The organism is Bradyrhizobium sp. Ses1 (genome assembly GCF_059512365.1).
On sequence record NZ_JCAMOQ010000033.1, the window covers coordinates 55364 to 74787 of the forward strand.

Here is a 19424-nt window from a genome sequence, read left to right on the forward strand (position 1 = left end):
CGCGGGAGAATTTTCCGCTTGCATCATCGCGCCCGCAAGGTTTGATGGTCGCAACAAAAAATGAGCCGGTGCGTCGTTGGCGCTGGCCATGCGGGGTCTTAAGGAAACGTGATGGGCGCGTTGTCGCATCTGCGGATTATCGAGATCGGGAGCGCGGCTGCGATCAGCTATTGCGCGCGTTTGTTCGCCGATTTCGGCGCCACCGTGCAGAAGGTAGAGCCTCCAGCGGGCGATCCGCTTCGCCGCGCGGCGCCGTTAACTCCGAAAGGAGAGAGCGCCTGGTTCGCGTTCCTCAACTTCAACAAGTCGAGCGTCGTGTTCGATCGCTGGGATGCCAGCGCGTCGTCCCGCCTGACGGAACTCATCGAGTCCTGCGATATCCTGCTCGACGGCCGCGATATCGATGCGTCCGATTGTCCGCCCGTGGATCTCGCCGCCATCAAGGAGAAGCATCCCGGCCTGATCCATCTCGAAGCTGACTGGTTCGGCGATGTCGGTCCTTACGCCAGCTTTGCCGCAACCGATTCGACCATTCGCGCGCTGACCGGGCTGATCAAATTGGTGGGGCCGACCGAAGGGCCGCCGATGCACGCGCCGGATTTCCAGACCGGCATTCTCGCCGGGCTGTGGGGCTTTATCGCTGCGTCATCCTCGGTGCTCGGCCGGATGCAGGACGGGCGCGGGCGCGCGAGCCGCCTGAGCATCTTCGAATCCACCATCGCCGTGACCGAATACATCATGTTCGAGTCGTTTTCCCGCGGCGATATCATGCGGCGGATCGGCGTCAACCGCTTCTGGCCGACCTTTCCGGTCGGAATCTACGAAACCAAGCAGGGCTGGCTCGGCGTCACAACGGTGACACCGGCGCAATGGCGCTCGTTCTGCGAGATGCTGGGATTGCTCGAGCTGCGCGACGATCCAAAGCTGTTCCTCGGCGTCGATCGATTGCAGCATGTCGAGGCGATCGAAGCCAAATTCCTGCCGCGGCTGAAGCAGCGCACCGCACAGGAATGGCTTGCCGAAGGGCTGAAGCGCAAAATCCCGATCGTGCCGGTGCCTGAAGTCGCCGAGCTGATCGCCGACGGGGAGAAGCGGGCGCGCGGCGCGATCGTTCCCGTCACCATCGGCGAGGAGCGCGGATTTTCCGCCGGCTGCATGCAGCGGTTGACCGGCACGCCGCCGCGCCGCGGCGGCAAGGTTCCCGCCATCGGCGAACAGCAACAGATCGAGACGCCGCCGCGTGTGCCGCTGCCGGAGCGGAGCGGGCCGAACCGCTTGCCGCTCGAAGGCGTCCGCGTGATCGACTTCTCGATGGGCTGGGCCGGCCCGATCTGCACCCGAACGCTCGCCGATCTCGGCGCCGACGTCATCAAGATCGAGGCGATCCAGTATCCGGACTGGTGGCGCGGCGTCGACCGGCGGCCGGCCTATGTACTGGAGAAGATGTACGAGAAGTCGGTGCGCTATTGCATCATGAACCGCAACAAGCGCGCCATCACGCTCGACCTGACCCGGCCGCAAGGGCTCAGTCTTGCCAAACGGTTGCTCGCGGATGCGGACCTCGTCGTCGACAATTACTCGGTCGAGGTGCTGCCGAAACTCGGGCTCGGCTATGACGTGCTCAGCAAGCTGAACCCGAAGCTCGTGATGATGTCGATGTCGGCCTTCGGCGCGGGCAGCGTCCATCGCGATTGCCGCGCCTATGGCTCCACCCTGGAGCAAGGCTCGGGGCTGCCGAGCGTGGTCGGCGATGCCGGCGGGCCGCCGGTCATGAGCCACACCGCCTTTGGCGACGCCGTCGGCGGCCTCAACGGTTGCGCCGCAGTGCTCACCGCACTGATCCATGCGAAGCTGACTGGCAAGGGCCAGTTCATCGACCTTGCGCAGATCGAGTGCATGATGCCGTTCGCCGCGCCCTGGATCATCGCGCAGTCGATCGACGGAAAACCGCCGATCAAATACGGCAGTCGTCACCCGGACTTCGTGCCGCATGGCTGCTTCCGCTGTGCGGGCGAAGACAACTGGATCGTGATTGCCGCGTCCAGCGACGCGATGTGGCTGAGGCTCGCAACACTGCTCGGACGCGCCGACTGGGCCAGTGACGAAACGCTGAAGACTGCCGCCGACCGGCGACGGATCGAAAGCGAGATCGAAGCGGCCATCGCGGCCTGGACCGCCGGACGCGATGCGGAAGAGGCGATGAACCTGCTGCAGACCGCAGGCGTTACCGCCGGCGTGGCGCGGCTGCCGATCGATCTCCTGCGTGACCCACAGCTTCAGGCGCGCGGCTTCATCCAGGAGGTCAATCGCGCTTTCATCGGAAAGCATCCGCAGCCGTCGATGCCGTTTCGTGAAGGCGCGCACCCGTTCCCAATCCGGCGGATACCGCCGACGCTGGGCGAGCACAACCACGAGATTTTTTCCGGCATGCTCGGCCTGTCGGAGGCCGAAATCGAGCAGCTTGAGCGCGACGGCATCATCGGAACCGAGATGCTGATGGAAGAAGAACTCGTGAAGAAGAAGCAGGCGGCGGGTTGATGGCCGCGGCTGCACGACAACAGTCCCGATCGGAAACCGCGGCCGGTAGCGCGCCGCCGCTGATGTCGGTGCGCGGCCTCGGCATCCGCTTCAAGACCTCGCTCGGCGTCTGGCAGGCGACGCGCAAGATCGATTTCGATATCGCGCCCGGCGAGCGCGTCGGCATCGTCGGCGAGAGCGGCTGCGGCAAGACCATCACCGGCCTTTCGATCCTGCGGCTGTTGCCGGGCAATCTCGCCGGCCTCGACGGCTCGATCCTGTTCGACGGCACAGACCTCGTCTCCTGCAGCGCGCGGGCGATGCGCGCGATCCGCGGACGTCGGATCGCCATGATCTTCCAGGAGCCGATGAGCGCGCTCGATCCCGTCTTCACCGTCGGCCACCAGATTGCCGAGACGCTGCGCGTTCATACCGGCGCCGGCAAGGAAGAGGCGAGGGCGAAGACACTCGAGATGCTGCGCCGGGTCGGCATCGCCTCGCCCGAGCGGCGGATCGACGACTATCCGCATCAGCTTTCCGGCGGCATGCGCCAGCGCGTGATGATCGCAGCCGCCCTGATCTGCGGCCCGCAGCTTCTGATCGCGGACGAGCCGACCACAGCGCTCGACGTCACCGTGCAGGCGCAGATTTTGGAGCTGCTCCGCGAGCTCAGCGAGACCTCGAACACCGCCTTGATGCTGATCACCCACGATCTCGGCGTGGTCGCCGAGACCTGCACGCGGATGATCACGATGTATGCAGGCGAGGTGATCGAGGAGGCCCCGGTCGACGACGCGCTGGTGCGGCCGCTGCATCCCTACACCTCGGGCCTGTTGCGCTCGCTGCCGCACCTGAGCCCGCGCCACGGCCGGCTGCCGTCGATCCCGGGCCGTGTGCCCTCGATCGTCGACATGCCGAACGGCTGCCGCTTTCGCGCGCGCTGCGCCCATGCGGTGCAGGGCTGCGAGGCTGAGCAGGAACTGCGCGATGCGGGAGGCGGCCGCAAGGTGCGCTGCTGGCGCTTCCGCGAGCTCGATCTGCCGGGCGCGCTGCAGCACGCGGCGTCAGTGCCGATCGCCGCGATGGCCGGGACGCAGTGATGCCGCTTGCCCCCGATATCAGGCAGGACACCATCGTCTCGGTGCGCGATCTCGAAGTGCGGTTTCAGACCAGCGATCGCCGCGCCACGGTGAAGGCGGTTGACGGCGTCAACTTCGACGTCCGCCGCGGCGAGACCTTTGGGATCATCGGTGAATCCGGCTCAGGCAAGACCACGATCGGCCGCGCGCTGGTATTCCTGCTCAAGCCGAGCGCGGGCGCCATCCGGCATGAGGGGATCGATCCGCTGGCGCTGCCGCGGAAGAGATTTCAAAGCCACCGCCGCGACTACCAGATCATCTTCCAGGATCCGAATGCGGCGCTCAATCCGCGCATGACCATCCTCTCGTCAGTGCTGGAACCGCTCGAGCTTGCACGCGTCGGCACCGGTGCTGAGCGCGAGTGGCAGGCGAGAGAGGCGCTTGATCGGGTCGGCCTGCCACAGGACGTCGGCGAGCGCTATCCACACCAGCTTTCCGGCGGCCAGAAGCAGCGCGTGGTGATCGCCCGCGCCTTGACGCTGAAACCGAAGCTGATCGTCTGCGACGAGGTGGTGGCCGCGCTGGATATGTCCATTCGGGGCGATGTGCTCAATCTCTTCGCCGACCTGCAGCGTGAGCTCGGTCTCACCTATGTCTTCATCACCCACGATCTCGCGGTGGTCTCCCACATCAGCGAGCGTATCGCCGTGATGTATCTCGGCCGCTTCGTCGAACTTGGGCCGACCGAGCGCGTCTCCGAGCATCCGCTGCATCCCTATACGCAGGCGCTTTTGTCGGCCGAGCCGCGACCATTGCCGTCACACTTGCGCGAGGGCAGCCGCATCATGCTGCAGGGCGAGATTCCGAGCCCGATCGATCCGCCCTCGGGCTGCCGCTTCCGCACCCGCTGTGCCCACGCGCAGCCGCTCTGCGCCGAGAAGACGCCGGAGTGGCGCGAGCTTCACCCGGAGCACTGGGTTGCCTGCCATTTCGCCGAACATCCAAACTTTGCACCAAACTAACAAGAATTGCCGGGAGGAGACGACATGACAGAGATGACGCGACGCGAGGCTATCGCGCTGACATCGGCGGCGATAGCCGGCGTGACGCTCGGTGGCCGTGCGTGGGCGGATGTTGCCCCGAAGCGGGGTGGCACCTTGCGCATCTCGGCGCCCGCCAATCCTTCGAGCCTCGATCCGGCCACTGGCGGCGCTGGCTCCGATCACGCCTTTCTGTTCACGATGTACGACACCCTGATTGAGTGGGATTTCGAGACGCTGGCGCCCAAGCCCGGCCTTGCCGAGAGCTGGAAGTTCATAGATCCGAACACTTTGGTGCTCAACATCCGTACCGGCGTCACGTTTCACGATGGCACGCCGCTCGATGCGGAAGCCGTGAAGTTCAACCTTGAGCGCAACAAGAGCGACCAGAAGTCCAACATCAAGGCCGATCTTGCTTCCGTGGCTTCGGTCGAGGTCACCAGTCCGACGCAGGTCACGCTGAAGCTGAGCACGCCCGACACCGCGCTGCCCCTCATCCTCTCCGACCGCGCCGGCATGATGGTCTCGCCATCAGCGCTGAAGGCGGCCGAAGGCGGCACCGTCGCGCGCAAGCCGGTCGGCGCCGGGGCCTATGTCTTCGTGAGCTGGGCGGATGGCGAGCGCATCGTCGTCAAGCGCAACGAGAAATACTGGAAGCCGAACCGTCCTCTGCCCGACGGCATCGAGTTTTCGATCATCCCGGAACTGACCACTGGCGCGCGCTCTGTCACTGCCGGACAGAACGATCTGATCTACCAATTGCCGCCGCGGCAGAAGGCGATCCTCGATCGCGCCAGCAGCGTCAAAGTCGTCCACGGTCCGACGCTTTATGTCATCCAGATCTTCCTGAACTGGGCCAAGCCGCCCTTCGACAATCCAAAGGTCCGCCAGGCCCTCAACTTCGCGATCGATCGCGAGTCCTTCGTGAAGGCGGCGCTTGCCGGGCTGGCGGAGCCCGCCTACATGAACCTGCCGAAGGCACATTGGGCCTACGATAAATCGGTCGCCGGGCTCTACCCCTACGATCCCGACAAAGCGCGCAAGCTGATGGCGGAAGCCGGTTTCAAGGATGGTCTCACGCTCGATCTCCTCGGCTATCCTGACCAGGACTCGGTGCAGCGCCAGGAAATCCTGATCGAGCAGCTCCGCAAGGCGGGCATGACCGCACGGTTCTCGAACGCGCCGATTGCGGAAGCATCCGCCGCCTTCTTCGCCAGCGAAAAGCGAGGCTCCGGCCTGCTGTCGGCATGGACCGGGCGGCCGGATCCGAGCCTGACCTATTCGCTGATGTTCACCAAGGATGCCTATTACAATGCCGGCCGCGCGCCGGTGCCGCCGGAACTCGAGGCCGCGATTAAGGAATCGCGGGCATCGGAAGACATCGAGCAGCGCCGCAAGGCCTTTGCCACCGTGCAGCGGCTGGTGATGGAGAACGCCTTCGTCGCGCCGCTCGCCTTCCAGTTCGAGCTGGTCGCGATGAACAACAAGGTGCAGGGCTATCGCCCGAACCTTCTCGGCAAGCCGAAATACGACGACGTCTGGCTGGAGAGCTGAGGAACATGGCGCGACGCAGTCCGGTCAGGGTTGTCGGCAGCCGCCTGTTGCAGGCGCTGCCCGTGATCGTGCTCGCGACCTTCATGGTGTTCGCGCTGCTCAAGCTCGTGCCGGGCGACATCGCGGTGACGCTCGCGGGCGACAACGCCTCGGATGCGCGTATTGCCGAGATCCGCAGCATCTATGGGCTCGACCGTCCGTTCCTGGTGCAATATGGCGTTTGGCTTGGGAATGTCGTCCAGGGCGACCTCTCGCAATCTCTCCTGACGGGCGAGCAGGTCGCGACCTCGATCGGCCGCGTCTTTCCGAACACGCTTCTGATCGTGGTGATCGCGCTGATCCTCGCGCTCTTGACCGGCATTCCGATGGGCGTGATTGCGGCGATCAAGCCCAATGGCTGGGTCGACAAGGCCGTCAGTATGATCGCCTCGCTTGGCGTCGCCATTCCCGGCTTCTGGCTCGCGATGATCCTGGTCGCCGAAATCTCGCTTAGGCTCAACTGGCTGCCGGCGACTGGCGCCAAATCCTTCACCGTCTCGCCAATCGAGGCGATCAGGCACGCGTTGTTGCCGGGGATTGCGATCGCGGCCTATGGCATGGCCGAAGTGGCGCGCCAGCTCCGCGGCTCGCTGCTGGAAGTGCTATCGTCGCAATATGTGCGGACGCTGCACGCCAAGGGATTGTCGATGAGCCGCATCCTCTGGCAGCACGGGCTGAAGAACGTCAGCGTCAACCTCTTCACCATCATCAGCCTGCTCGTGAACCGGATGCTGGCCGCGACCGTCGTCATCGAAGCGGTGTTCGCCATTCCCGGTCTCGGCAGCCTGATCGTGCGCGGCGCGATCCAGCGGGATTTCCCGATCGTGCAGGGCGTCGTGTTCACCATGGTGATCGTGGTGATCCTGGTCAACCTGATCACCGATCTGCTCTGCGCCGCCATTGATCCGAGGATCGAGCAATGACCGACCTCGCGCTGGCCTCTGCGCGACTGCCTGCCAAGCCGACCCGGATGCGGCGTTTCCTGCGCTGGCTGGCCGGAGATCTGCGGGCCGCGCTTGCGATCCTCGTGCTGCTGGCGCTCGTCATCGTCGCGATCGGCGCGCCGTGGATCGCGCCCTATTCTCCGACCGCGCAGGACGTCAACAACATGCTGGCGCCGCCGGGCCCGGCGCATCTGCTCGGCACCGACGATCTCGGCCGCGACATCTTCAGCCGCCTGATCTATGGCGCGCCGGCGACCGTCTATGCCAGCGTGCTGGCGGTGTGCGTCGCAGTTGCCATCGGCCTGCCGGTCGGGCTGGTCGCCGGCTTCTTCGGCGGCTGGACCGACGACATCATCAGCCGCATCATCGATACGTTCCTGTCGTTCCCGGCAATCGTGCTGGCGATTGCAGTCACCGGCGCGCTTGGCATCGGGCTCACCAACGGCATGATCGCGGTCGGCATCGTGATGTTTCCGGCGCTCGCCCGCATCGTCCGGGCGCGGACGCTGGTGGTGCGGCAGGAGCTGTATGTCGATGCCTCCAGATGTTTCGGCGCACCGGCCTGGCATATCCTGTGGCGGCACGTGCTGCCGAACACGCTGCAGCCCGTCATCGTGCAGGTGACATTGCTGCTGGCCGCGGCGCTGCTGGCGGAAGCAAGCCTCAGCTTCCTCGGTCTCGGCATCCAGCCGCCGAACCCGAGCTGGGGCGCGATGCTGGCGCGCGCCTACCAATATATGGAGATCGCGCCGGAGCAGATGTACGCACCCGGGCTCGCCATTCTGGTGGTCTCGCTGGCCTTCAACGCGCTCGGAGAGTCCTTGCGCATCGTGCTCGATCCGACCATGAAGGATCGATAGAGCATGATTGCACTGCGTTGGTGCCTCGTCGAAGGTACCCCACCTCTCCCCAGCGGGGAGAGGTCGGATCGCATCGCGAGATGCGATCCGGGTGAGGGGATACGCTTTCTCGTGGGACCTGCTGCCCCTCACCCGGCGCTGCGCGCCGACCTCTCCCCGTCGGGGAGAGGTGGAAGCTCGCGGCCTGATCTAGAGTTTTCACGGAAACGTTCATGTCCTTCAAGAAATTGCTGATCGCCAATCGCGGCGAGGTCGCCATCCGTATCGCCCGCGCGGCAGGCGAAAGCGGCATCGCCACCGTCGCGATCTATCCGGCCGATGATGCGACGTCGCGGCATGTCCGCGCGGCGGACGAGGCGCACGAGATTCCGGGCCGCGGCGCGCGCGCCTATCTCGATATCGAAGCGGTGATCGGCGCCGCCAAGGCTGCGAAATGCGATGCGCTGCATCCCGGCTATGGTTTCCTCAGCGAGAACGCGGCGCTGGCGCGGCGCTGCGCTGCGGAGGGGATCACCTTTGTCGGACCGTCGCCGGAGGCGCTGGAACTGTTCGGCGACAAGGCGAAAGCCAAAGCGCTGGCGAAAAGCTGCAGCGTGCCGATCATATCAGGCACCAGCGGCCCGACCAGCCTGGAGGAAGCCAAGGCCTTCTTCGCCTCGCTCGGCCCCGGCGGCGCCGTCATGGTCAAGGCGATTGCCGGCGGCGGTGGGCGCGGCATGCGCATCGTCGATGACGCCGCCAAGCTGGAACAGGCCTATGCGCGCTGCCAGTCCGAGGCCAAGGCCGCCTTCGGCAACGACGGCGTCTATGTCGAGCGGCTGATCCGAAAAGCGCGTCATATCGAGGTGCAGATCATCGGCGACCGCTCCGGTCAGATCAGCCATTTGTGGGAGCGCGAATGCACGATCCAGCGGCGCAACCAGAAACTCATCGAGGTGGCGCCAAGCCCGTCGCTGAGCGAGGCCCAGCGCTCGCGCATCATCGAAGCCGCGAAGAAGCTGGCAGCCGCCGCGCGCTACGACAATCTTGGCACCTTCGAATTCCTCGTTGACGACGAGGCACGTGAAGGCGAGGGCGCCTTCGCCTTCATCGAGGCCAATCCGCGATTGCAGGTCGAGCACACCGTCACTGAGGAGGTGCTCGGCATCGATCTCGTCAAGGCGCAACTTGCCGTCGCCTCGGGCGCGACGCTGGCCTCGCTCGGTCTGGCGCAGGCAGCGATCCCGTCGCCGCGCGGCTTTGCGATGCAGCTCCGCGTCAACATGGAAGTGATGAACGAGAAGGGCGAGACCAAACCGACCGGTGGGACGTTGTCGGTGTTCGACCTGCCGTCCGGCCCGGGCGTGCGGGTCGATACCTTTGGTTATACGGGGTACAAGACCAGCGCCGCCTTCGATTCCCTGCTCGCGAAGGTGATCGTGCATTCGCCGAACGCGAATTGGGCCGACGTCGTTCAGAAAGCGCTCCGCACCCTGCGCGAATTCCGCATCGGCGGCGTCGCCACCAACATCCCGTTCCTCGGCGCGATCCTCGCGCATCCGGATTTTGCCGCCAACCGGGTCAGCACCAATTTCATCGATGCGCATGCCGGCTCGCTGGTCGCCGCGGCGAAGGAAGCCGATGAGCCGGTGCTGGTTGAGGTCAACGGCGGCGCTGCTGCGTCGGTCGGACAGTCGACGGGCGAGGCAGGCCCGGAAGGCTCCGTCGCCGTCCCGGCACCACTGCAGGGCACCATCGTTGCAATCGATGTCGCCGCGGGCGATCTCGTCCGTCCCGGCCAGCAGATCGCAGTGCTCGAATCCATGAAGATGGAGCATCTCGTCACCGCGCCGCATGGTGGCAGGGTGACGAAGATCGCCGGTGGCGTCGGCGTCACGCTGATGCATGGCGAGGCGATTCTGTTCATCGAGCCTGCCGAGATCGACAGCCACCATGTCGCCGAGGAAGCGGAGATCGATCTCGACTACATCCGTCCCGATCTCGCCGAGGTGATCGCCCGCCACGCGATCACGCTGGATGAGAACCGGCCAGCTTCCGTCGAGCGCCGGCGTAAGACCAACCAGCGCACCGCGCGCGAGAACGTCGCCCATCTCGTCGATGAGGGCTCGTTTGTCGAATACGGCTCGCTCGCCATCGCCGCGCAGCGCCGCCGGCGCAAGGTCGACGATCTCATTCGCAACACGCCGGCCGACGGCCTGATCACCGGCATCGCCACCGTGAATGCTGATAAATTCGGCGGGGAAGCCGCGCGCTGCATGGTGATCGCCTACGACTACACCGTGCTCGCGGGCACGCAGGGCCATATGAACCACAAGAAGATCGACCGCATGCTCACGCTGACCGAGCAGTGGCGATTGCCGCTGGTGTTCTACGCCGAAGGTGGCGGCGGGCGCCCGGGTGATACCGACCGGCTCGGCATGACCGGGCTCGATGGTCCATCCTTCGTGCAGTTCGCGCGGCTCTCCGGCCTCGTGCCTGTTATCGGCGTGGTCTCCGGCTATTGTTTTGCCGGCAACGCCGCCATGCTCGGCTGCTGCGATGTCATCATCGCGACGAAGAACGCCTCGATCGGCATGGGCGGCCCGGCGATGATCGAAGGCGGCGGCCTCGGCGTCTATCATCCGGCCGAGGTCGGTCCGGTGTCGTTCCAGGCGCCGAACGGCGTCATCGACATCCTCGTGGAGGATGAGGCGGAGGCGACCGTCGCCGCGAAAAAATACCTGTCCTACTTCCAGGGCGCGACCGGCGACTGGAAGGCGCCGGACCAGCGGCTGCTCCGCCGCGCGATCCCGGAGAACCGGTTGCGCGTCTACGACATCCGCAAGGTGATCGATCTCCTCGCCGACGAGGGCTCGGTGCTCGAAATCCGCCGCGACTTCGGCGTCGGCATGATCACCGCCTTCATCCGCATCGAAGGCAAGCCGTTCGGCCTGATCGCCAACAATCCGAAACATCTCGGCGGCGCGATCGATGCGCCCGCCGGCGACAAGGCCGCGCGCTTCATGCAGCTCTGCGACGCCTTCGACATCCCGATCATCTCGCTCTGCGACACGCCCGGCTTCATGGTCGGGCCGGAAGCCGAAAAGACCGCGATCGTGCGTCACGTCTCGCGCATGTTCGTCACCGGCGCGAGTCTCACCGTGCCGCTGTTCGGCATCGTGCTGCGCAAGGGCTATGGCCTCGGCGCGCAATCTATGATCGGCGGCGGCTTTCACGCGTCGTTCTTCACGGTGGCCTGGCCGACCGGCGAGTTCGGCGGCATGGGCCTGGAAGGCTATGTGCGGCTCGGCTTCCGCAAGGAGATGGAAGCGATCGAGGATCCGGTCGAACGCGAAAAATATTACCAGGCCAAGGTGGCCGAGCTCTATGCCAACGGCAAGGCGGTCTCGATCGCCTCCGTGCTCGAGATCGACGAGGTGATCGATCCCGCGCAAACCCGCCACTGGATCATGTCAGGTCTGCGCTCGGTGCCGAAACCCGCGCCGCGCACCCACCGCAAGCGCCCCTGTATCGATGCGTGGTAGGTTTGAGTTTGTAGAGTTTGTAGGATGGGTAGAGCGAAAGCGAAACCCATCAGCTTCGATCGCCATCGACGCGGGTGATGGGTTTCGCTTTCGCTCTACCCATCCTACGAAAGATCGTGCCCGACCATGATCGCGCCCAAAAGACGGAGTGCAATCCGAAGCAGCGTTCTCCTGCCAAGGCCCGACATGCGACACAGAGTTTCTATCGCCCTTATTCTCGCAACCCTCGCTGGTGCTGGCATAGCCACCGCGCAGGACCGGAGGATGACCGAGCTATTAGCGCCGCGCGATCCCGGCCCCAAGGAGGCAGTCCGGCTCAAGGTCGTAACCGGTCCGTTGCCGTTCGGCGCGCGCCTTGTTGTGAAGACCGAGCAAGGCGACGTGATCGGCTCGATTATGACCTACGGCGTGCCGGGTCCGAATGACACCCGTTCCGAAAGCTTCCCCGTTCAGTCGAGGAACGTGGTCAACAAGCGCCTGCGGGTGCAAGTGCTGGTGGAAGCGCCGGGCGCGATGACGCGATCCGCAACGCCGGACGAAATCCGCGGGCTCGACGTGATGATCGTGCCGCGCGTGCAATGACCTGCCGCTTTACTCCGCATCCGGTTTTCCCCTATCGTCTAGCCAACAACGCGCCGTCATTGCGAGCGTAGCGAGGCAATCCATCTGTCCGCCCGCTGAGGCGTGGATTGCTTCGCTTCGCTCGCAATGACGGACAAATAATTCCAGGGGAAACCCCAAATGAACGATTCCGTTGACGTCCTGATCATCGGCGCCGGCGCATCCGGCGCCGCGGTGGCGTGGTCGCTGGCCGAGACGAAAATGCACATCCTCTGCCTGGAGCAGGGCGGCTGGATGAATCCCGCGGACTATCCAAGCACCGGGCGGGACTGGGAAGCCAAGTTCTATGGCGACTGGTCGACCAGCCCGAATGTCCGCGGGCGGCCCGAGGATTATCCCATCAACGACGACAACTCGCCGATCAAGGTCGTCAACTTCAACGCCGTCGGCGGCTCGACCGTGATGTACACGGCGCATTGGCCGCGATTGCATCCGTCCGATTTCAAGGTGAAGACACTCGACGGCGTCGCCGATGACTGGCCGATCGACTACGACGCACTCACTCCGTTCTTCGAAGAGAACGACCGGATGATGGGCGTATCGGGCCTGTCAGGCGATCCGCTTTCGCCATTGACGCACCCGCCGATGCCGCCGCAGCCGCTCGGACTTTCCGGTCCGTTGATCGGCAAGGCCATGAACAAGCTTGGCTGGCACTGGTGGCCGTCGGATACCACGGTCGCGACAATGGACTACGAGGGCAGGGCGCGCTGCATCAATCTCGGCCATTGCACACCGGCCTGCGCGCAAGGCGCGAAAGCCTCGACCGACATCACGTATTGGCCGCATGCGATCCGCGCCGGCGTCGAAATCAAGACGCATTGCCGCGTGCGTGAGATCCTGACCAACGAGCACGGCATGGCCTCCGGCGTCGTCTATTACGACAAGGACGGCGTCGAGCAGTTTCAGCCGGCGGAGGTCGTCATCATCGCCTGCAACGGCGTCGGCACGCCACGGCTGCTCTTGAACTCCGTCTCCGGCCGCTTTCCGAACGGCCTCGCCAATTCATCAGGCCTGGTCGGCAAGAACCTGATGTTCCATCCCTATGCGCAGATCTACGGTTTCGTGAAGGAGCCGACCGACAGCAACCGCGCGCCGCCGACTTGCCTGTGGAGCAAGGAGTTCTACGACACCGACCTCTCGCGCGGCTTCGTCCGCGGTTACGGCATCCAGTTCGGCCGCGGCGCAGGGCCGGTGTTCGAGGCCGTCGCGAGCGAGCAGAAGGGCATTCTGCCGTGGGGGGCGGACCATCACCGCGTCTTCCGCAGGCTCAACGGCCACCGCCTCGCGGTCTCTGCGATCTGCGAGGATCTCCCCGAGGAGCACAACCGTGTCACGCTCGATCCCGTGTTGAAGGACAGCCACGGCATTCCCGCCCCGAAGATCGATTACACGATCAGCGAGAACAGCCGGAAGATGATGGAGCATGGGCTGGCGCGCGGCCGCGAGATTCTCGAGGCCGCCGGCGCGACCGATATCTGCACCAATAGTCCGATCCCCTGGGGCGGCTGGCATCTGCTCGGCACCGCGCGGATGGGCACCGATCCTGCGCGCTCCGTTGTCAACGAGTGGGGCCGGTCGCATGACGTGAAGAACCTGTTCATCGTCGACGGCAGCGTCTTCGTCACCTCAGGCGGCGTCAACCCGACCTCGACCATCCAGGCGATCGCGCTCTACATCGCCGACCAGATGAAGCAGCGCCTTGCCAATTTGTTCGATTGAGGAAGCGATGTCAGCCGAAACGCTCACCCAAACCCAGCGCGACGATCTCAGGACGATCGCGGCGATGATCATTCCCGAGAGTGCCGAGTACAAGGTGCCCGGCGCCGACGATCGGGCCATCCAGGCCGATATCCTCGCAACGCTCGGCCGCGACACCGAACCGGTGCGCGCGGCGCTCGACCATCTCGCGCGTCTCGCCGGCAAGCCGCTTGCCGAGCTTGACACGGCGCAGCGCGATCAGGTCGCGAAGCAATTCCGCGCGACCGGCGGAGTCCCTGCGGCAACGCTCGTTCGCGTGGTCCTGCAATGCTACTACCGCGATGACCGCGTGCTGCGCTCGCTCGGATACGAGCTCCGCGCCCCCTTCCCGAAGGGCCACACGCTGGAGCAGGGCGACTGGTCATTGCTTGATCCCGTCAGGGCGCACGGGGGCAGCTTGCGGCGAGCGCCCTAGCAGGAAGTCGTAGCCCGGGTGGAGCGGAACGCGTAACCCGGGATATTCCATATCCGCGGCTACGACGGGTCCCGGGTTACGCTGGCGCTTCACCCGGGCTACGTCCCGACCGAGCGGAGAGAGCTCCGGCGCCCTAGCCGTTTGGGCAGGTCTGAGCCCGGCACGGGCACCTTGCGCAGGAGGAACCAGGCTCCCATTTGAATGAGCCGAAGGAACCCTCACCATGTTGGATATCACCTCAAATAACGCCGGTGACGCGCTGTCACCGCGAACGACCGAAGCTACCCCGGCCGACGACCGGGCGTTGCTCGATGCCTATTCCAACGCCGTGATCGACGTGACCGAACGCGTCGGCCCCGCGGTGGTGCGCGTCGAGACCGGGCCGAAAGTGCGAACGCCGCGTGAGCGCGGCGGGCTCGGTTCAGGCATCGTCATCTCGCCCGACGGCCTCGTGCTGACCAACAGCCACGTGGTCGGCTCGTCGAAAGAGATCCGCCTGCGCGACACCGAGGGCTTCGTCACGGACGCGCACGTGCTCGGCGTCGATCCCGACACCGATCTCGCATTGTTGCGGGCCGATGGCGCGCGCGACCTGCCTTACGCCTCGCTCGGCGATTCCAAGCAACTCCGGCGCGGCCAGCTCGTGGTCGCGATCGGCAATCCGCTCGGCTTTGAATCGACGGTCACCGCCGGCGTGGTGTCGGCGCTCGGGCGCTCGATCCGCTCGGTCAGCGGGCGCACGATCGAGGACGTGATCCAGACCGATGCCGCGCTCAACCCCGGCAATTCCGGCGGCCCGCTGGTGTCGTCGAATTCGCAGGTGATCGGCATCAACACCGCGATCATCAACGGCGCGCAGGGCATCTGCTTTGCGGTCGCGAGCAACACCGCGCAGTTCGTGCTGTCGGAGATCATCCGCCACGGCTATGTCCGCCGCGCCTTCATCGGCGTCGCCGGCCAGACCGCGCCGATCCCGCGGCGCCATGCCGTGCTCGCCGGCGTCGAGAACAAGATGGGCGCGCTGCTCGCGCAGATCGAGCCGGATAGCCCGGCGTCGAAAGCGGGCCTTCTGCCCGGCGACGTCGTGATCAAGCTCGACGGCATCGATATCAACGGCGTCGACGACCTGATCCGCGCCCTCGACCGCGACCGCATCGACCGCACGCTGGCCATGGACGTGCTGCGCCTGGGTCGGTTGCGCGCGATCGACATCCACCCGATCGAACGCAAGCCGGCGAGGTAGTCGTTCTCAGCTCGTCATGCGCGGGCTTGACCCGCGCATCCATCAAGAAAAGTGTTCTTGCGAAGGGATGGATTGCCGGGTCAAGCCCGGCAATGACGAGTACAATGTCAGTGCTTCAGCGTCACCAGCAGCCCGTTGCCAGACCATCGCAGCCCTGGAGTTGCCAATTGATGTGCCCCCGCCCCTTGCGGGAGAGGGCAGCTCGGCTGCCGGCAGCGAACTCGATTGGGTGAGGGGTTCTCTCCGCGAGCACAGGAGCGTGTGGCGAGAACCCCTCATCCGGCGCTTCGCGCCACCTTCTCCCACAAGGGGAGAAGGGATGAACTACGTCCGCAGCGCCGCCAGCAGTTCGTCGGGCTGCTCGACCATCATCATGTGGCCGGCACCGGCCAGCACCACGGTGCGCGCGTTTGGCGTTGCGGCCGCCAGCGTCTTGCCGGCTTTTGCTGGAGTCATCAGATCGCGCTCGCCGAGGATGAACGTCACCGGCACCTTGATCTGCGCCGCCGCGGCCAGCGCATTCTGGTATGAATTGCAGGCGTTCAGATCGTTGTAGAGCACGCCCGGTCGCGCGCGCTGCAGCACGCGTTGTGCGCCGTGGTGCATCCATAATCCCGGCGCGAGCGAGCCGCCGAGCTCGGCCTTGAAGCCGAGGCCCCAGATCGAGACCATGTCGATCGCGGCGGGATCGTTGGCCTCCGCCGCCTTCAACAGATCAGGCCCAACCGTCATCGTCGCCGCCGTTCCGATCAGGCTCAGTGCCGACACTTTGTCCGGATGCCGCGCCGCGGTCTCCAGCGCGATCAGCGAACCCATGGAGTGTCCGATCAGCTTCGCCTTCGAGGCGCCGGCCGCATGCAACAGCGCCGCGATCCAGTCCGCCATCGCCGCAATCGTCGGCAAGGGCTTGCCGGACGAGCGGCCGTGGCCGGGCAGATCCGGCGCCAGCACCGAATAGCCGTGATGCGCGAACCAGCGGCTGTGCAGCGCCCAGGTGGAGCTGTCAAAGCCCGCGCCGTGGATCATCATGACCGTGGGCAACGATGGATCGAACGGCTTTCCGCCAGTTACCACGAAAGTCTCAATCCCGTTCACCGAAAGCTGCATGGCTCAAACCCTCTGCGACGCGCGAAGCGCCTGGCCGAGATCGTCGATGATGTCCTGCGCGGTCTCGATGCCGACCGACAGCCGCACCAGCTCTTCGCCGATGCCGGCAGCCTTGAGCTGCTCGGCGTCCATCTGCTGATGGGTGGTGGAGGCGGGATGGATCACCAGCGTCTTGGCGTCCCCGACATTGGCGAGGTGGCTGATCAGCTTCAACTGTTCGATGAACTTCTTGCCCGCAGCGCGTCCGCCCTTGATGCCGAAGCTGACGATCGAGCCGGCGCCGCGCGGCAGCAGCTTCTTCGCAAGCTCGTAATCCGGGTGATTTTCCAGCGCCGGATGCAGCACCCACTCGACTGCCTTGTTGGCGGTCAGGAATTCCAGCACCGCGAGCGTATTGCTCATGTGCCGATCCATCCGCACGCCGAGCGTCTCGATGCCTTGCAGGAGCTGGAACGCGTTGGTCGGCGACAGGCAGGCGCCGAAATCGCGCAAGCCCTCGGTGCGGGCCCGCATGATGAAGGCCGCCTTGCCGAACTGCTCGTCGAAGACGATGCCGTGATAGCCGGCATAGGGTTCGGTGAGCTGCGGGAATTTGCCCGACGCATGCCAGTCGAAGCCGCCGCCGTCGACAATGACGCCGCCGATCGCGATGCCATGCCCGCCGAGCCATTTCGTCGCCGAGTTCATGACGATGTCGGCGCCGAATTCGATCGGGCGGCTGAGATAGGGCGTCGCAAAGGTGTTGTCGATCAACAGCGGAATTTTCGCGTCATGCGCGATGTCAGCCACCGCGGGGATATCGAGCACTTCAAGGCCGGGATTGCCGATGGTCTCGGCGATCACCAGGCGCGTGTTCGGCTTGATCGCGGCGCGGAATTCGTCCAGCGCCCGCGGCTTCACGAAGGTCGTCGTGATGCCGAAGCGCGGCAGCGTGTGCGCCAGCAGGTTGATGGTGCCGCCATAGAGCGAGGCCGAAGCGACGATGTGGTCGCCGGCATTGAGCAGCGTGGCGATCGCCAGATGCATCGCGGCCATGCCGCTCGCGGTGCAGATCGCGCCGACGCCGCCTTCGAGCGCTGCGATCCGCTCTTCCAGCACCGCAGTCGTTGGATTGGAAATTCGTGTGTAGATGTGGCCGGCGCGTTCCAGGTTGAACAGTGCCGCCGCATGATCGGCGTCCTGGAACACGTAGGACGTCGTCTGGTAGATCGGCACTGCACGCGATCCCGTCACGGGATCGGGGCGCTGTCCGGCATGCAGGCTTAGGGTTTCGAACGCAGGCGGGTTGGGTGCGGGCATGCTGAAACTCGCGAGCTGGGGGCGGGATTGGTGCGGTTTATGGCCTGATCCGGAAAGATGGAAGCCAGTTTTCCCGCGCGACAAACGCGTAGTGTTTGCGCGGAGATCATGCCCAAAACTAGACGTGCACGGCAGCGCGCACGCGGCCGGCGTTGCCGAATACGCGCAGGTAACGCTCGACCTCGGAGGGGACACCGGTCGCCTTCTCGGGATTGTCTGAGAGTTTCACCGCCGGCCTGCCGTCGACCGAGGTCACCTTGCAGACGATCGAGATCGGGTCGAGGTCGGCGGAACCGTCAGGCGCGCAGCCGACGAAGTCATTGGTGAGGTTGGTGCCCCAGCCGAAGCTGATGCGAACGCGGCCGGCGAAATGCCTGTAGCTTTCCTCGATCGAATCGACGTCCATGGCGTCCGAGAAGACTAGGAGCTTCTCCCTGGGATCGCGGCCCTTCTGCTTCCACCATCGGATGATCTCCTCGCCGGCCGCGATCGGAGGCGCGCTGTCCGGGCGAAAGCCGGTCCAGTCGGCGACCCAATCCGGCGCGTCGCGCAGAAACACCCTGGTGCCGAAGGCGTCGGGGAGGGCGACCAGCAGATTGCCGCCATAGGTATGGCGCCACTGGTCCAGGATGGCGTAGGGCGCCCAGCGCAGCTCTTCATCCGAATTGGCGAGCGCCGCAGCCACCATCGGCAGTTCATGGGCATTGGTGCCGATCGCCTCGAGGTCGTTGTCCATTGCCAGCAGCACGTTGGAGGTGCCGGTGAAAGACGGCCCGAGCCCCTCCTTCACGGCCTCGACGCACCAGCGCTGCCAGAGGAAGCCGTGGCGGCGGCGGGTGCCGAAGTCCGAAAGCTTTAAGCCGTCAAGCTTGCGCAGGCGCTCGACCTTGGCCCAGAGCTTGGCCTTGGCGCGGGCATAGAGCACGTCGAGCGCGAACCGGCCCTGACCCTTCATCGCCGCGCGCGAGCGCAATTCGTTCAGGATCGCGAGCGCCGGGATCTCCCACATCGTGGTGTGGGTCCAGGGCCCGTGGAAATGCAGTTCATACTGCCCATCGACCTTGCGCAGTTCATATTCGGGCAGGCGGAAAGTCGAAAGCCAGTTGATGAAATCCGGCGAGAACATCTGGGTCTTGCCGTAGAACGTGTTACCGGCGAGCCAGATCAGTTCCTTCTTGCTGAAGCGGATGGTGCGGGCGTGGTCGAGCTGGGCGCGCAATTCGCCCTCGTCGATCACCTCGGCAAGCCGGACCCGGCTGGTGCGGTTGATCACCGAAAAGGTCGTGCGCGTGTCCGGGTAGAACTCCCGGATCATCTGCAGCATCAACAGCTTGTAGAAATCGGTGTCGAGCAGGCTGCGCACGATCGGGTCGAGCCGCCAGCCATGGTTGTAGGTTCGGGTTGCAATATCCGTAAACGTCATG

The 19424-nt window shown here is 65.1% G+C and carries 14 protein-coding genes; 11 read left to right on the top strand and 3 right to left on the bottom strand.

Annotated elements, in window-relative coordinates:
- Nucleotides 1-111 precede the first annotated feature (111 nt).
- From AC5ZG5_RS29930 to AC5ZG5_RS29980, 11 genes are all read left to right on the top strand, one after another.
- Nucleotides 112-2538, top strand: a complete 2427-nt coding sequence (locus AC5ZG5_RS29930) for a CaiB/BaiF CoA transferase family protein (RefSeq protein WP_456644010.1) — start codon at nt 112-114, stop codon at nt 2536-2538.
- Nucleotides 2538-3617 (top strand): ABC transporter ATP-binding protein, encoded by a 1080-nt coding sequence (locus AC5ZG5_RS29935; RefSeq protein WP_456644011.1) that lies wholly within the window; start codon nt 2538-2540, stop codon nt 3615-3617. Before AC5ZG5_RS29930 ends, AC5ZG5_RS29935 begins: the two co-directional genes overlap by 1 nt.
- A complete protein-coding gene (locus AC5ZG5_RS29940) occupies nt 3617-4618 on the top strand; it encodes an ABC transporter ATP-binding protein (RefSeq protein ID WP_456644012.1) in 1002 nt (333 codons plus the stop codon). Before AC5ZG5_RS29935 ends, AC5ZG5_RS29940 begins: the two co-directional genes overlap by 1 nt.
- A gap of 24 nt (nt 4619-4642) precedes the next feature.
- Entirely contained in the window at nt 4643-6190 is a 1548-nt protein-coding gene (locus AC5ZG5_RS29945; RefSeq protein WP_456644013.1) for an ABC transporter substrate-binding protein, read from the top strand.
- Nucleotides 6191-6195: 5 nt separating this feature from the next.
- Complete coding sequence (locus AC5ZG5_RS29950; RefSeq protein ID WP_456644014.1) at nt 6196-7152, top strand: ABC transporter permease; 957 nt, start codon at nt 6196-6198, stop codon at nt 7150-7152.
- Nucleotides 7149-8033 carry an ABC transporter permease gene (locus AC5ZG5_RS29955; protein WP_456644015.1) on the top strand — a complete coding sequence of 295 codons (885 nt, stop codon included), beginning with the start codon at nt 7149-7151 and terminating at the stop codon, nt 8031-8033. Before AC5ZG5_RS29950 ends, AC5ZG5_RS29955 begins: the two co-directional genes overlap by 4 nt.
- Before the next feature lie 212 nt (nt 8034-8245).
- Entirely contained in the window at nt 8246-11557 is a 3312-nt protein-coding gene (locus AC5ZG5_RS29960; protein ID WP_456644016.1) for a carboxyl transferase domain-containing protein, read from the top strand.
- Nucleotides 11558-11821: 264 nt separating this feature from the next.
- A complete protein-coding gene (locus AC5ZG5_RS29965) occupies nt 11822-12139 on the top strand; it encodes a hypothetical protein (RefSeq protein ID WP_456644017.1) in 318 nt (105 codons plus the stop codon).
- Nucleotides 12140-12298: 159 nt separating this feature from the next.
- Nucleotides 12299-13897: a GMC family oxidoreductase gene (locus AC5ZG5_RS29970; RefSeq protein ID WP_456644018.1), complete on the top strand. Its 1599-nt coding sequence runs from the start codon at nt 12299-12301 to the stop codon at nt 13895-13897.
- A 7-nt stretch (nt 13898-13904) separates the two neighbouring features.
- Nucleotides 13905-14351, top strand: coding sequence for a gluconate 2-dehydrogenase subunit 3 family protein (locus AC5ZG5_RS29975; RefSeq protein ID WP_456644019.1), 447 nt, complete (start codon nt 13905-13907; stop codon nt 14349-14351).
- Nucleotides 14352-14574: 223 nt separating this feature from the next.
- Nucleotides 14575-15594, top strand: a complete 1020-nt coding sequence (locus AC5ZG5_RS29980; RefSeq protein ID WP_456644020.1) for a S1C family serine protease — start codon at nt 14575-14577, stop codon at nt 15592-15594.
- 324 nt (nt 15595-15918) lie between these two features.
- Here AC5ZG5_RS29980 and AC5ZG5_RS29985 read toward each other — a convergent pair whose 3' ends face one another.
- The 3 genes from AC5ZG5_RS29985 to pncB all read right to left on the bottom strand — a co-directional run bounded on the left by AC5ZG5_RS29985 (nt 15919) and on the right by pncB (nt 19423).
- On the bottom strand, nt 15919-16701 hold the full coding sequence (locus tag AC5ZG5_RS29985; protein ID WP_456644021.1) for an alpha/beta fold hydrolase: 783 nt from the start codon (nt 16699-16701) through the stop codon (nt 15919-15921).
- Between the two features lie 3 nt (nt 16702-16704).
- On the bottom strand, nt 16705-18000 hold the full coding sequence (locus AC5ZG5_RS29990; protein ID WP_456644022.1) for an O-acetylhomoserine aminocarboxypropyltransferase: 1296 nt from the start codon (nt 17998-18000) through the stop codon (nt 16705-16707).
- A gap of 118 nt (nt 18001-18118) precedes the next feature.
- Nucleotides 18119-19423 carry a nicotinate phosphoribosyltransferase gene (gene pncB / locus AC5ZG5_RS29995; protein WP_456644023.1) on the bottom strand — a complete coding sequence of 435 codons (1305 nt, stop codon included), beginning with the start codon at nt 19421-19423 and terminating at the stop codon, nt 18119-18121.
- Between the last annotated feature and the right edge of the window lies 1 nt (nt 19424).

Bases quoted from the DNA above. Each gene is read 5' to 3' on its own strand.
- pncB (WP_456644023.1), bottom strand. From the start codon at position 19,423: ATGACGTTTACGGATATTGCAACCCGAACCTACAACCATGGCTGGCGG.
- AC5ZG5_RS29930 (WP_456644010.1), top strand. From the start codon at position 112: ATGGGCGCGTTGTCGCATCTGCGGATTATCGAGATCGGGAGCGCGGCT.
- AC5ZG5_RS29940 (WP_456644012.1), top strand. From the start codon at position 3,617: ATGCCGCTTGCCCCCGATATCAGGCAGGACACCATCGTCTCGGTGCGC.
- AC5ZG5_RS29960 (WP_456644016.1), top strand. From the start codon at position 8,246: ATGTCCTTCAAGAAATTGCTGATCGCCAATCGCGGCGAGGTCGCCATC.
- AC5ZG5_RS29965 (WP_456644017.1), top strand. From the start codon at position 11,822: ATGACCGAGCTATTAGCGCCGCGCGATCCCGGCCCCAAGGAGGCAGTC.
- AC5ZG5_RS29935 (WP_456644011.1), top strand. From the start codon at position 2,538: ATGGCCGCGGCTGCACGACAACAGTCCCGATCGGAAACCGCGGCCGGT.
- AC5ZG5_RS29980 (WP_456644020.1), top strand. From the start codon at position 14,575: ATGTTGGATATCACCTCAAATAACGCCGGTGACGCGCTGTCACCGCGA.
- AC5ZG5_RS29985 (WP_456644021.1), bottom strand. From the start codon at position 16,701: ATGCAGCTTTCGGTGAACGGGATTGAGACTTTCGTGGTAACTGGCGGA.
- AC5ZG5_RS29945 (WP_456644013.1), top strand. From the start codon at position 4,643: ATGACAGAGATGACGCGACGCGAGGCTATCGCGCTGACATCGGCGGCG.
- AC5ZG5_RS29975 (WP_456644019.1), top strand. From the start codon at position 13,905: ATGTCAGCCGAAACGCTCACCCAAACCCAGCGCGACGATCTCAGGACG.
- AC5ZG5_RS29955 (WP_456644015.1), top strand. From the start codon at position 7,149: ATGACCGACCTCGCGCTGGCCTCTGCGCGACTGCCTGCCAAGCCGACC.
- AC5ZG5_RS29950 (WP_456644014.1), top strand. From the start codon at position 6,196: ATGGCGCGACGCAGTCCGGTCAGGGTTGTCGGCAGCCGCCTGTTGCAG.
- AC5ZG5_RS29970 (WP_456644018.1), top strand. From the start codon at position 12,299: ATGAACGATTCCGTTGACGTCCTGATCATCGGCGCCGGCGCATCCGGC.
- AC5ZG5_RS29990 (WP_456644022.1), bottom strand. From the start codon at position 18,000: ATGCCCGCACCCAACCCGCCTGCGTTCGAAACCCTAAGCCTGCATGCC.